The following is a 12,760-nucleotide window of genomic DNA, read 5'->3' on the forward strand; positions in this document are numbered from 1 at the left end:
GCGGCGGCGGCGATGTCCTTGGCATGGCCGGCGAGCGGGTGGTACTCGGGGCTCACGAGGTCGACGACGGTCTCGATGGCGGTGTTCATGAGCTCGGCCGCGAGCACGCAGCCGATGCAAAGAAGCACGATCGCCCAGCTCACGAGGTCGAGCTGCAGCACGAGCCCCATAACCACCGCGAACGCGGCGCCTCCGAGCATCACGCGGATGTTGCGCTCGGTCGCCAGCGTGTAGCGGAAGCCCTGCAGCGCGAAGCCGAAGCTCTTCTTGAAGCTCGGGTGGTCGCTGTTGGACCCCGGGATCATGCCTCGTCCTCCGTGCGGTGGCGCGTGATGACGACGTGCCCGAGCGTGCCGTCGGTGGCCACGCCGCGAAGGATGTCGTCCTCGAGCGCCTCCATGGCCTCGGCGGACTCGTCGTCCAGATGGTCGTGCCCGAGCAGGTGGAGCGCCCCGTGCACGAGCAGCAGGCGCACCTCGTCGGCGAAGGTCGTGCTGAAGCGCGCAGACTGCGCCTCGATGTAGGCGGGCGCGAGCACGATGTCGCCGAGCTCGCAGGGCTCGCCGGGCGCGAGGTCGGGGTCGTCGGGGCGCTCGCACTCGAGGCTCACGACGTCCGTGGGCGCGTCGACTCCGCGCCACTCGGCGTTGGTCGCGGCGATGTCCTCGTCGGAGACGACCGATACCGAGACGTAGCACTCGCGCTCAACGCCCTCATGCGAGAGGACGGCATCGAGGAGCGCCCCGACCTCGTCTTCGGGAAGCGGGAACTCAAGCTCCTCATCGTTGGAGAAGTCTAGGCTTGCGGCCATGCTAGGCCTCCTTCGGTTCTATGTCTTGGCCCAAGGGCGAGGGGCGCCGACCGGCCTCCGGGCCCTTCTGGGCGGCTGCGTTATACGCATCGACGATGCGCGCGACGAGCGTGTGGCGCACGATATCGTTGCGGTCGAGGTCGATGAAGGAGATGTCGTCGACGCCGACGAGCACACGGCGGGCGTGGTCGAGGCCGGAGGCGCCCTTGAGATCCTTCTGGGACGCGTCGCCGGTGACCACGAACTTCGAGTTGAAGCCGAGGCGCGTGAGGAACATCTTCATCTGCTCGGGCGTTGTGTTCTGCGCCTCGTCGAGGATGACGAAGGCGTCGTTCATCGTGCGGCCGCGCATGAAGGCCAGAGGCGCGATCTCGATGACGCCCTGCTCGATGAGTGAGTTGCCGCGCTCCATGTCCGTCATGTCGAAGAGCGCATCGTAGAGCGGCCGAACGTAGGGGTCGAGCTTCTCTTGCAGCGTTCCGGGGAGGAACCCGAGCGACTCCCCCGCCTCGACGACAGGGCGCGCAAGGACGATGCGGCCGACCTCCTTGCGCTTGAGGGCGGCGACGGCCATCGCCATGGCGAGGTAGGTCTTGCCGGTGCCGGCTGGGCCCACGCCGAAGGTGATCGTGTTCCTCCGGATCGAGTCGACGTAGCGCTTCTGGCCCGCGGTCTTAGGCCGGATCGCCCGGCCCCTGAAGGTCAGCAGCACATCGTCGGCGAGCACGTCCATGCGCTGCGCGCCGTGCCGCACGCGGTCGATGAGCAGGTCGACGTCGTCGGTCGTAAGGCCGTCGCCCGCCTCGACCAGGCGAATCATGCGCGAGAAGACCGAGGTCGCGAGCTCGACCTCGTCTGCCTCGCCGGTGAGGCTGATGTGGTTGCCGCGCACGGCGACCATGGCGTCGAAGGCGCCCTCGACCCTGCGCAGCAGCGCGTCGGCGGGCCCCATGAGCTCGGTCGGGTCTATGGAGTCTGGGATGGTAAGGCGAACGTGGGTGGGTTCCATGCTCCTCCGGAGGTGTTTGGCTTGGCGGGGCCTTGCCCGCATAACGACTGCTAGTGTACCTCGAACGGGGAACCACGTCGCCCCGGGGCGGCTATCGGGGGCAATCGACTACGCACAACCATTGTGCTAAGCTTTTGCCATCACACAAAGAAGCACTATAAAAGCAGGTAAAAAGGACTCGCTATGTCGACCAAGCAGTATAACCCCGAGGGACGCCGCCGCATGGCGTTCTGGCTCTCCGACGAGGAGCACGAGAAGCTCAAGCGCATCGCAGACGCGAACGGCGTCGCGATGTCGGTCCAGATCGCCAACTGGATCGCCGCCTTCTCCGACGAGACAGGCCGCCTCACCGAGGAGGGCGTCGACTCGTGCTGCGACCCCAAGCTCGCCGAGGCGGTCACGGCCGCCGAGTCGCTCGACCTCGTGTCTTCCGTGATCGACGGCGTGTACAACAAGTACTTCGCCGACGGCAAGGCATTCGGAGCGCAGCAGGCAGCCCCCGCGCCCAAGCCCAAGAAGAAGCGCAAGAAAACGCACGTCGAGGCCGTCAACGAGCTCCAGATGACGCTGGGGTTCTAGGCCCCGCCGCCCGCTTAGCGCGCCCGCCGCGCCTGGCCTCTGCGCATTAGTTGTCTGCTCGAACAGTCCTCTTCGCACGGAGGCCACATTAAGTGGCCTCCGGCCCATGCGGAACTCGCGACCAACTAATGCGCACCCGGCCAGGCGCGGCGGGCGCGTTAAGCGGACTTCTCCCCGATGAGAGTGCCGTCCTCGCGGACGTCGGTGAACCGAACCGGCAGGAGCGTGTCGAGCGGGACCGCGGGATCGACGGCGACGTCGAAGAGGCCGCCGGAGACAGCCCTGCCCGGGTACTGGACGACGACGAGGTCGCGCTTGCCGACGAGGCGCGAGGCCTCTTCGAGCCGCAGACGCGCAGCGAGCTCATGGGCGCGGAGCGAGCGCTCCGCCATGACCTGCGGCGATACCTGGTCGGGAAACTCAGCGGCCGGGGTACCGGGACGGCGGGAATAGCGGAAGATGTGCATCTTGGCGAAGTGCATCTCCTCGCAGAACGCGAGCGATTCCTCAAACTGCGCGTCCGTCTCGCCGGGGAAGCCGACGATGAGGTCGGTCCCGAGCGCCAGGTCGGGCATGAGCGAGCGGGCACGCTGGACGTTCTCGCGGAAGAGCGGGGTTCGGTACACACGTGCCATGCGCCGCAGCGTCTCGTCGCAGCCTGACTGCAGGCAGATATGCAAAAACGGGGCTACGCGGCCGTTGGAAGCAGCCATGAGCCGCGCGAGGTCATTCGTCACGTCGGGCGGCTCGATGGAGGAGAGCCTGAGCCTCTCGACGCCCGTCCGCTCGAGCAGGCGGGAAAGAAGCCCCGGGAGCCTGAGCGGGTCCTCCGCGCTCCCCCACCGGTAGTCACCGAGGTTGATGCCCGTGAGCACGACCTCGTGGGCGCCCCTGGCGGCGCGCACCTCTTCCTCGATTCCAGCGGGGTCGAAGGAGCGGGCGCGGCCGCGGGCCTTCCAGATGATGCAGTACGTGCAGCGGTTGTCGCAGCCGTCCTGCACCTGGACGCCGGGGCGCGTGCGGCCCGTCGGCGTCACCGGGTGCCTGGCGTCGGAAGAGGACCCGCAAGCTGCCGAGCCATCACGGGCGGACGACGCATCGCAAGCTGAGGGGATTCCATCCGCCCCGGGCGAGCCGGCCTCCGCGAGGCTCTCTGAGCTCTCCGCAAGGCGAATCACATAGTCTGCGACCTCGCGTTTATTCGCGACGACGTGGACGTTGGGCGCGAGCGCGGAGAGCTCGTCGGCGAATAACGACGCCACGCAGCCCGTGGCCACGACGAGCGGGGCCTGCGGCCGCGACGCGGCGTGACGGATGGCCTTGCGCGTCTTGGCCTCCGCCTCGCCCGTCACGGCACAGGTGTTGATCACGATGTAGTCGGCGTCGGACTCGCCGCAGAGCAGGAAGCCCGCGGCCTCGAGCTTGGTCGCGATGGCGTCAAGCTCGACGCGGTTCACGCGGCACCCGAGGTTGGCGAGCGCCGCGCGCGGGGCGCGGGCCGTCACTTCTTCTTGCCCTTGAACGGGTTCTTGGGGGCGCGCCATTTGTCCCTGCTGAAGTGCTCGGAGACCTCCTCTTCGAGCTCGTCCTTGAGCTTCTCGGCCTTATCGTGGAGCTCCTCGCCGGCGGTCTCGGCCGCGTCGGCGGCGTCGCCGAGTCCGCGCTCGGCCTCGATGGCGCCGATGGCGAGGAGCTGCTTCTTTGTGAGGTCGGTCGGGGTCTCGACCTGGACGACCGCGACGAGGTTGCCGCGCGCGATCATGCCCATGCGCGGCATGCCGCGGCGCTCGACGACGACCTGCTGGCCGAACTGGCAGCCCGCGGGGACGTCCACCTTGACCTTCTCGTCCGCCATGACGCCGTCGATGGTCACGCTCGTGCCGAGGATCGCCTGGAGGGAGTCGACCTTGACCGTGCAGTAGAGGTCGTCGCCCTGGCGCTCGAAGCGCTCGCTCGGCTTGATCTCGACGCTGACCACGAGGTCGCCGCAGGTGTCTCCGCGCAGGCCCGCCTCGCCCTTGCCGGAGACCTTGACGGTCTGGCCGGAGTGAATGCCCGCGGGGATCTAGACCTCGACCTACACGCCCGAGGGGGTGCGGCCCTGGCCGTCGCAGGTCTCGCACGGGTGGTCGATGACCTTGCCGGTGCCGCCGCAGTCGGGGCACTCGGACTGGGTCTGCATCTGGCCGAAGATCGTGCGCTGGACCTCGACGACGCGGCCCGTGCCGTGGCAGCGCGAGCAGGTCTGCATGCGGCCGCCCTCCGCGGCGCCCGTGCCGTTGCAGTCGTCGCAGGGCGCCAGGCGCTCGTACGAGAGCGTCTTTGTGCAGCCGGCGGCGGCCTCCTCGAGGGTCACCTGCAGGTGGATGCCCATGTCGCGCCCGCGCGTGCGCGCCTGGGCACCGCCGGCGCCGCCCCGGCCGCCGCCGAAGAACGAGTCGAAGATGTCGCCGAAGCCGAAGCCCGAACCACCGAAGATGTCCGAGACGTCGACGTAGTCGGAGCCGAAGCCGGCAGGCCCGTTCGGGTCGCCGTAGCGGTCGTAGTTCGCGCGCTTCTGGTCATCGGAGAGGACGGTGTAGGCCTCGTTGACCTCCTTGAATTTCTCCTCGGCGTCCGGGTCGTCCGAGACGTCGGGGTGAAGCTTGCGCGCGAGCTTGAGGAACGCGCGCTTGATGGTTTTCGCGTCGGCGTCCTTCGAGACGCCGAGGACCTCGTAGTAATCCCTCTTCGAATCCACTTGAACCAATCTCCAAAGCACTCAATAACTGCAGGTAAAACTAGGTAAAGAAGCAATTGTGCAAAGCCTTGTGCCAATATCGCGGAAAGAACCGCCAAGCCATTCGGTCCGCACAGGCGGCGCGACCCGGCCGTGCCCGGCCCTGCCGCTACCCATTCAGCCCTCCCGAGGGGGCCGCCGCTGAGCCCGCGTAGCCGGCACGCCCGAGGCCCGCCGAGCACGACGTGAACGCCGTGAAGAAGAGCGCGAGCACGAAGCCGGACGAGAACCCGTTACCGACGGCCGCACCGACATGCTTCCACCAGGTCGCGCCTTTGCCGACGCCCCCGCGGAAGCCGATAAAGAGGCCGATAACGATGAAGAAAAGCGCGAAGACGGAAACTCCGACCACGGCGCCGTACATCATGACCTGCGAGATCATGTCGAGGACGAAGAACGGCAGCGCGAAGCCGGCGAGGTAGAACCCGTTCGCCGCGCGCGGGTCGAGGCGCTCCTCGGGCACGACGACGCGCGCGACGAAGTCGCCGGAGGCCTCGCCGTTCGTGCCGGCGTTGCCCATGCCCTTGACGCGGACCTCGTCGCCGTCATGGCTGCCCGCGGGGATGTCTACGACGACCTCGCTCGCGGTGAGCGTGCGGCCGGTGCCGCCGCAGGCCGAGCAGGGGTCGGCGACGACCTTACCGGTGCCCTCGCACTCGGGGCACTCCATCTCCATGACGCCGAAACCGAGGATGGTGCCGAGGTCGACCGAGATGCGCCCCCGGCCACCGCAGGTCGGGCAGGTCTCGGGGTGGTCGGAGTGGACGGAGCCGGCGCCGTGGCACACGTCGCAGGCGGCGTAGCGCTGGTAGGTAACACCGCGACGGCAGCCCTCGGCGGCCTTCTTTGCGTCGAGGTTGACCTCGAAGACGACGTCCTTGCCCGCGCGCGGGTTGTAGGCGCGCGACTGCTTGCGGCGCGAGCCCCCCGTGTTGTAGCCGCCGCCGAAGGGGCCCCAGGCGAAGGGCCCGCCCATGCCGCCGAAGGGGTCGCCGTAGCCGCCGTAGCCGCCCGCGGAGGGGGATCCTGCGGCGTCGGCGAACGGGTTGCCCGAGCGCATGGCGTCGTAGCGGCGGCGCTTGTCCTCGTCGGAGAGGACGGCGTAGGCCTCGGAGACCTCCTTGAACTTCTCCTCGGCGTCGGGAGCCTTGTTCACGTCGGGGTGGAGCTTGCGCGCCTTCTGCTGGAAGGCCTTGCGGATCTCCTCTGTGGAGGCGTCCTTCTCGACGCCGAGGATGGCGTAGTAGTCCTTGTCATTCATCGAGGCCATGTGGCCGAGCTCCTTATGCCGGGGGCAAATTAGACAACAGGTTTGATTATATCCACCGGCAGGCGAATCCATACTAAAGCCGCGCCGCGTCCATGTTGGGGCGCGGCGCGGCTTGGGGGTCAAGAATGGGGCCGAGGACGGGCCTACCCCTCGATCTGCACCCCGACTTGGCGGTAGGTGATGCCGCAGCGGTCGAGGATGTTGCGCGAGATGAGGCCATCCTCGGTGCTGTGGTACTTGTCGTCGAGGTAGACGACCTCGCCGATGCCCGCCTGCACGAGGGTCTTGGCGCACTCGTGGCATGGGAAGAGGGTCACGTAGATAGTGGCCCCGACCAGGTCTTTATTCGAACCGCGGTAGTTGAGGATGGCGTTGGCCTCGGCGTGGATCACATAGTTGTGCTTATCCGTGAGGGGCTCGCCGGTGGACTCCCAGGGGAACTCGTCGTCGTCGATGCCCGCGGGCGTGCCGTTGTAGCCGACCGAGAGGATGCGGTGGTCCTTATCGGCGATGCAGGCGCCCACCTGGGTCTTCGGGTCCTTGGAGCGGAGCTTCGCCGCGACCGCGACCCTCATGAAGAACTCGTCCCACGAAATGACGCCCTCGCGCTTGCCCGGCATGTTGCTCCCCCATCGACGTAAAGGATTGATACACGCATAGTGCCGCAAGCTGGGCGGCATTGCAACCGCAGAGGCTGGCCGCGGCGAGGCAGACCTCTGCCGATAGAAATGACGAAAAGGGACAGTCCCTTTTCGTCATTTCAGGTCTGGATGATAAAAAGGGACTGTCCCTTTTCGTCATTAAAGCTCGTTGGCAGCGTGGTACGCGGAGCGGATGGCGCTCGCGATATCTGCGGTGCGCTCGCCCGCGCAGTCGCCGACGTAGGTGACGGGGACGGTCACGCCAGAGGCGTCGAAGGCGTTCGCCTTGGAGCCAACGGCCATGACGACGTAGTCGCACGGGATGCTCACGGGGCTCTCGGCGCCGTCGTCGCCCTTGCGCACGGCCTCGACTCCGGCGTCGGTGATGCCGGTCACGCGGGTGTTCACGTGCTGCTCGACGCCCTTGGCGGCGAACTCGGCCATGATGGTGGGAAGGATCGTCCCCGACTCGCCGGACGCGATCTTGTCGAGCATCTCGACGATGGCGACCTGACAGCCGCGCGCGAGCAGGTACTCCGCGGTCTCGGTGCCCACGAGGCCGCCGCCGATGACGGCGACGCGGCCGGAGACCTCGGCCTTACCGGAAAGGACGTCCCAGGAAGAGACGACCTTCTCGCTGTCGGAGCCCGGGACGGGAATGCGGACGTCGTGCGCGCCCACGGCGACGATCGCCGCGTCGAAGGCATTCAGCTCATCGGCGCCCGCGGCGTGGTTGAGCTCCACGCTCACGCCGAGAAGCGGGAGCACCTTCTGGTAGTACTCGACCGAGCGCATGATCTCGGCCTTGCGGGGAGGCGCCGCCGCGAGGAGGATCTGTCCGCCGAGGTGGTCGGACGCCTCGTAGAGGGTGACGCCGTAGCCGCGCTTCGCCGCGACGCGCGCGGCCTCGAGCCCCGCGACGCCGCCGCCCACGACGGCGACCTTCTTGCTGCCCTCCCCAGGCTTGATGGAGATGGTCGCCTCGTCGCCGTTCTCCGCGTTGAGCACGCACGAGATGTAGCGGCGGTTCTGGATGGCGTCGACGCAGCCCTTGTTGCAGTTCAGGCACTCGCGGATGGGCTCGCCGGAAGCGGCCTTGAGGGCGATGTCGGGGTCGCACAGGAGCGAGCGGCCGTAGCCGATGACGTCGGCGGAGCCGTCCTCGAGGATCTTCTCGCCGGCCTCAACCGAGACGACGCGGCCCACGGTCGCCACGGGGACCGAGACGAGCGACTTCACGCGCTCGGCGACGGGCAGGGTCCAGTTGTAGGGCACCGAGCCCATCGGAGGGATGGTGTCGCCCATGTTGCCGGTGTGGTTGGCCTGGGCAACCTGGATCATGTCGACTCCGGCACGGTCGAGCATGACGGCGAACTCACAGGCCTCGTCGGCAAGAAGCCCGCCCTTGCCGCGCGGCGTTCCGTCGGCGTTGATAGTGATAACGGGGAGCTTGTACTCGACCATCAGCTCGGGCGCGGCCTCCTTGATGGCGGCGACGACCTCGAGGGCGTAGCGGGTGCGGTTCTCGAGCGAGCCGCCGTACTCGTCGGTGCGGTGGTTGAGCGTGGCGGAGCAAAGCGACCCGACCAGGCGGTCGCCGTGGACCTCGATGGCGTCGACGCCTGCCTTCTGGGCACGGGCAGCGGACGCGGCGATGGCCGCCTTGATGTCCTCGAGCTGCTCGACCGTGGCCTCGGTGACGAAGTGCTGCATGTCATGGTGGAGCTTTGCGTAGGCCTGCTTGCGGATCTCGCCGGACTCGGTCATCTTCGCCGCGAAGGTCGCCTCGTCGCCGGCCGCCTTGGCCTCCTGCGCCGCCTTGGCGGCGGCCATGGAGCCCATGATCATGCGGCCCACGCCGGGGACGTCGTACTCGGGATGGAAGAGCTGGAGCGCGAGCTTGGCGCCGTGCTTGTGCACCGCGTCGGCAAGTGCCTTGAAGGTGGGGATCTGGGCGTCGGTCGCGAGCTTAGGCGTCGGGCTCGCGGTCATGACGGGCGCGACGTCGCCGACGACGATGTACGAGACGCCGCCCTTGGCGAGGCGCTCATAGAAGGCGAGGCTGCGCGCGCCGATGGAGCCGTCGCGCTCCTCATAGCCGGTGGTGAGCGGCGGGAACATGATTCGGTTCTTGAGCTCGAGGGGCCCGACCTTGATGGGCTCGAGAAGCTTCGGTGCGGATGCAGCCATTGTGAGGTCCTCTCCATGCGGCGCGGCCCCGAATGGCCGCGCGCCTTGGCATCGAGTATGCCCATCGGCCGAGACGACTGACATATCAGATTGAGGGCAATCGGTAAATGGCTGACTTTGTCAGGTAAACGTCCTTTCTTCAGATCACGCGGCAATATATCGGCGGAGAACCGAGGATCAGCGGTCCTCCCCCATCGTCGACTGCCGAAGAGAAGCGACCTCCCCGGGAGCGAGGTCCCACAGGCGCTCATAAAGCTCGTTTCCGAGGAGCCAGCCCCGCTCGGTCGGGACGAAGCGTCCGTGCGCCTTCGTCAGATAGCCGTCGCGCACGAGTCCCTCAAGGCAATCGCCCGTGCCAGGAAGAAGCCCCCGGGCATGGGCAACCAATCCGGGGTCTAGACCCTCCGAGAGCCGCGCCCCCAGCATCAGGTCCTCAGCAGCCGCTTGCGCAGAGGTTAAGAACTCTATATCGAAACGAAGGGAAGAGAGCCTGGGGTCGCGCGCTATCTGCTCTTTGGAGTTCAACACAGTCAGTCGGACCCGTGCGGTGCCGGAAGGCGACGGCGGAAGCTCTCTGCAAGCGTCTCTAAGTCTCGAGTAGCACTTGAGGGTTAACATACTTGAGGCTTTAGTTCCTAGTCCTAGATACGGCTGACCAGTCCAATAAGCTTCGTTATGTTTGCAGGCTTTTCCAGGCTTTGTGTAGCTAGCTACCTCATAACGATTAAATCCATTACCTTCAAGCACTACTTGAGCCTTCTGCATTCGTTGCGCTTGGACCTCATCTGAGTTCCATTCGTATGATTCCTCGGAATACAGCCGGTCGAACGCCGTCCCCTCCTCGATCATGAGCGGGTACACGCTCACATGGCCGGCACCGAGGGCGAGTGCCTGGGACAGCGTCAGCGCCCAGGAGGCATCAGACTGTCCGGGGGTCGCGCACATTAAGTCACAGGAGACATCAAAGCCGAGCGCCACGGCGGCACGTACGCGATCCTGCGCCAAGGCGGCATCGTGCAAGCGCCCGAGCTTTCGGAGCTCGGAATCCACAAGACTCTGCACACCGATGGAGAGCCTAGTGGCACCGGCTTCCCGAGCAGCATCGAGCACCTCATCGGTGAGCGAATCGGGATTTGCCTCGCAAGAAAGCTCCACGGGCCCGAGCGACGCGACATTACGGACGATTGCGCCGAGCGACTCTGCCCCGAGCAGGCTCGGCGTCCCGCCGCCGATGTAGGCGGTTTCGAGTCCCTCCAGCAGCCCTAAACCCCGCGCCTCATCAATCTGGGATGCCAGGGCCGCCGCGTAGCTCGACATCAGCGGGTCATCGCGCCTCGTCGTCCAGGACGCGAAGTCGCAATAGGCGCACTTCTGGGCGCAGAACGGGACGTGCAGGTACAGCGCATACGCCGAGGCCCGCTCAAGGCGGGCCTCCCATTCGCTCGATTGATATCCCGGGACGCCGGTACCGCCCGTGCGTGAACTACTCGGCATAGGACCCATGATCCTCGACCTCCGCCATAGCTTCCTTGATCCGCGCGCTCACGCGGAGGAACTCGTCGAGCGTGGTGCACTTGTTCGCCTCTCCGCGCCAGAACGCCGCCTCGGGCATTCCCTTCAGGTACCAGTTGGCGAGGCTCCGCCCGCGCTTGAGGTGCGCCCCGCATGCGGCGAGCAGCCGCATATGGCACTCGAACGCCTCGATGCGCCGCACGAGCCCGGGGACCGTCGACTCCTTCCCAGCGAGGATCTCCTTCGCTTGCGAGAAGACCCATGGGTTCCCGTAGCTGCCCCGAGCGACCATGACGGCCGTCGCCCCGGTGTCCATGAGCATCCTCGCGGCCGCAGCCGCATCGCGGACGTCGCCGGAGCCGATCACAGGGATCGACACCGCCTCGGCGACCCTTCGCACAGTGTCCCACTCGGCCTCGCCGTGATAGAACTGGGTCGCAAAGCGCCCGTGGACGGCGACCGCCTGGGCACCGGCCGCCTCCATCCTCCGGGCGAACTCGGGCGCGAGCTCCTCGCCGTCGCGCCGGCCGCGGCGAATCTTCACCGTGACGGGCACCCCGTAGGGCTCAAGCGCGTTCACGCATGCGCGGACGAGGCTCTCCGCGAGCTCCGGGGTCTCCATGAGGGCCGCGCCCTCCCCCTTCTTTGTGACCTTCGGCACCGGGCATGCCATGTTGATGTCGATGAGCACAAGCCTTGTGCCAATTCGTTCCGCCACGCCCTCGCACGCCTCGGAGAAGAGCTCCGGCTTCGTGCCGAAGAGCTGCACCGCGAGGTCCGGCTCGCCGTCTGCGCACTCGGTGAGCTCCCAGCTGCCGTTGCCGCCGTAGTGCAGCCCCGCGCACGAGACCATCTCGGAATAAGCGAGGTCAGCCCCGCCGGCGCGCGCCATCATGCGGTAGGCGGAATCGGTCACACCGGCCATAGGGGCCATGAGCAGCGGGTTATTTGCGAGACGCTTGGCCAAGGGGACGTCTTTGCGCCCGCCGGCGAACGCGTCGGCTGCGCCGCGGAGGCCGACCGCTGGCCCGTATGCGGCGAGGACATTAGCGGGGGTCGGCGCCGCCGCGCGCTCCGCGCCCCGTTCCTGCGACTCCCCCACTACTCGTCGTCCACCTTGAGGACGGCGAGGAACGCCTCCTGCGGGACCTCGACGGAGCCGATGGCCTTCATGCGCTTCTTGCCCTCCTTCTGCTTCTCGAGCAGCTTGCGCTTACGGCTCACGTCGCCGCCGTAGCACTTGGCCAGGACGTCCTTGCGAACCGCCTTGACCGTGGAGCGGCTGATGATCTTGTTGCCGATCGCGCCTTGGATGGGCACCTCGAACTGCTGGCGCGGGATGATCTCCTTGAGCTTGTCGCACAGGCCGCGCGCGAGAGTATAGGCTTTGTCTTTGTGGACGATGAACGAAAGCGCGTCCACTTCGTCGCCGGAGAGAAGGATGTCGAGCTTCACGAGATCGCTCGTACGGTACTCGGAGAACTCGTAGTCGAGCGACGCATAGCCCTTCGTGCGGCTCTTGAGCTGGTCGAAGAAGTCGAGGATCAGCTCGGCGAGCGGGATGTCGAAGTGCATCTCGACGGATTTCTCGGTGAGGTAGACCATGTCGCGCATCTCGCCGCGGTGCTCGATGCCGAGCTGCATGACGGCACCCGTAAACTCGGGCGGCACGATGACCTTCGCGTTGAGATAGGGCTCCTCGATGTGCTCGATGCGCGTGACGTCGGGCAGGTCCTGGGGGCTGCGGACCTCGACCATCTGACCGTCGGTGCGGTAGACGTGGTAGTCCACGGACGGCGAGGTCGCGATAAGCGAGAGGTTGAACTCGCGCTCAAGGCGCTCCTTGACGACCTCCATATGCAGCAGGCCGAGGAAACCGACACGGAAACCGAAGCCCAGCGCCACCGAGGTCTCCGGCTCCCAAGTGAGGGACGGGTCGTTGACGTGCAGCTTGTCGAGCGCGTCGCGC

General features: G+C 66.8%; 12 protein-coding genes and 1 pseudogene. 1 reads left to right on the forward strand and 12 read right to left on the reverse strand.

Annotated elements, in window-relative coordinates:
- From ACT84W_RS04125 to ACT84W_RS04135, 3 genes are all read right to left on the reverse strand, one after another.
- Window positions 1-305, reverse strand: a 305-nt coding sequence (locus ACT84W_RS04125; RefSeq protein ID WP_444328298.1) for a diacylglycerol kinase family protein, incomplete at its 3' end; no start/stop codon positions are given.
- Window positions 302-811 (reverse strand): rRNA maturation RNase YbeY, encoded by a 510-nt coding sequence (gene ybeY, locus ACT84W_RS04130; RefSeq protein WP_444328299.1) that lies wholly within the window; start codon window positions 809-811, stop codon window positions 302-304. The genes ybeY and ACT84W_RS04125, both read right to left, overlap by 4 nt.
- Before the next feature lies 1 nt (window position 812).
- On the reverse strand, window positions 813-1,820 hold the full coding sequence (locus ACT84W_RS04135) for a PhoH family protein (RefSeq protein WP_444328300.1): 1,008 nt from the start codon (window positions 1,818-1,820) through the stop codon (window positions 813-815).
- A 183-nt stretch (window positions 1,821-2,003) separates the two neighbouring features.
- Between ACT84W_RS04135 and ACT84W_RS04140 the strand changes: the two genes are divergently transcribed.
- Window positions 2,004-2,399 carry a hypothetical protein gene (locus ACT84W_RS04140; RefSeq protein ID WP_417576492.1) on the forward strand — a complete coding sequence of 132 codons (396 nt, stop codon included), beginning with the start codon at window positions 2,004-2,006 and terminating at the stop codon, window positions 2,397-2,399.
- A 158-nt stretch (window positions 2,400-2,557) separates the two neighbouring features.
- Here ACT84W_RS04140 and ACT84W_RS04145 read toward each other — a convergent pair whose 3' ends face one another.
- The 9 genes and pseudogenes from ACT84W_RS04145 to ACT84W_RS04185 form a co-directional block, all read right to left on the reverse strand.
- A complete protein-coding gene (locus ACT84W_RS04145; RefSeq protein ID WP_444328301.1) occupies window positions 2,558-3,904 on the reverse strand; it encodes a MiaB/RimO family radical SAM methylthiotransferase in 1,347 nt (448 codons plus the stop codon).
- Entirely contained in the window at window positions 3,901-4,464 is a 564-nt protein-coding gene (locus ACT84W_RS04150) for a J domain-containing protein (RefSeq protein ID WP_444328313.1), read from the reverse strand. The genes ACT84W_RS04145 and ACT84W_RS04150 overlap by 4 nt, the downstream gene beginning before the upstream one ends.
- 12 nt (window positions 4,465-4,476) lie before the next feature.
- Entirely contained in the window at window positions 4,477-5,139 is a 663-nt protein-coding gene (locus ACT84W_RS04155; protein WP_444328302.1) for a DnaJ domain-containing protein, read from the reverse strand.
- A gap of 148 nt (window positions 5,140-5,287) precedes the next feature.
- Window positions 5,288-6,448: a DnaJ domain-containing protein gene (locus ACT84W_RS04160; RefSeq protein WP_444328303.1), complete on the reverse strand. Its 1,161-nt coding sequence runs from the start codon at window positions 6,446-6,448 to the stop codon at window positions 5,288-5,290.
- 143 nt (window positions 6,449-6,591) lie between these two features.
- A complete protein-coding gene (locus tag ACT84W_RS04165) occupies window positions 6,592-7,068 on the reverse strand; it encodes a deoxycytidylate deaminase (RefSeq protein ID WP_417576488.1) in 477 nt (158 codons plus the stop codon).
- Window positions 7,069-7,248: 180 nt separating this feature from the next.
- The gene (gene bilR / locus ACT84W_RS04170; protein ID WP_444328304.1) at window positions 7,249-9,279 is read right to left on the reverse strand and encodes a bilirubin reductase, long form; all 2,031 of its coding nucleotides are present in this window, start codon (window positions 9,277-9,279) and stop codon (window positions 7,249-7,251) included.
- 177 nt (window positions 9,280-9,456) lie between these two features.
- A complete protein-coding gene (locus ACT84W_RS04175) occupies window positions 9,457-10,782 on the reverse strand; it encodes a coproporphyrinogen-III oxidase family protein (protein WP_444328305.1) in 1,326 nt (441 codons plus the stop codon).
- Window positions 10,763-11,893 (reverse strand): tRNA dihydrouridine synthase DusB, encoded by a 1,131-nt coding sequence (gene dusB, locus ACT84W_RS04180; RefSeq protein WP_444328306.1) that lies wholly within the window; start codon window positions 11,891-11,893, stop codon window positions 10,763-10,765. Before dusB ends, ACT84W_RS04175 begins: the two co-directional genes overlap by 20 nt.
- Window positions 11,893-12,760: pseudogene (locus ACT84W_RS04185) on the reverse strand (elongation factor 4); the annotation flags it as partial. The pseudogene ACT84W_RS04185 and the gene dusB, both read right to left, overlap by 1 nt.

It is taken from the genome of Paratractidigestivibacter sp., from assembly GCF_052362415.1.
GTDB lineage: Bacteria > Actinomycetota > Coriobacteriia > Coriobacteriales > Atopobiaceae > Paratractidigestivibacter.

Coding starts and splice junctions, on each gene's coding strand:
- ACT84W_RS04175 (WP_444328305.1), bottom strand. CDS start 10,782: ATGGGTCCTATGCCGAGTAGTTCACGCACGGGCGGTACCGGCGTCCCG.
- ybeY (WP_444328299.1), bottom strand. CDS start 811: ATGGCCGCAAGCCTAGACTTCTCCAACGATGAGGAGCTTGAGTTCCCG.
- ACT84W_RS04165 (WP_417576488.1), bottom strand. CDS start 7,068: ATGCCGGGCAAGCGCGAGGGCGTCATTTCGTGGGACGAGTTCTTCATG.
- bilR (WP_444328304.1), bottom strand. CDS start 9,279: ATGGCTGCATCCGCACCGAAGCTTCTCGAGCCCATCAAGGTCGGGCCC.
- ACT84W_RS04135 (WP_444328300.1), bottom strand. CDS start 1,820: ATGGAACCCACCCACGTTCGCCTTACCATCCCAGACTCCATAGACCCG.
- ACT84W_RS04140 (WP_417576492.1), top strand. CDS start 2,004: ATGTCGACCAAGCAGTATAACCCCGAGGGACGCCGCCGCATGGCGTTC.
- ACT84W_RS04160 (WP_444328303.1), bottom strand. CDS start 6,448: ATGGCCTCGATGAATGACAAGGACTACTACGCCATCCTCGGCGTCGAG.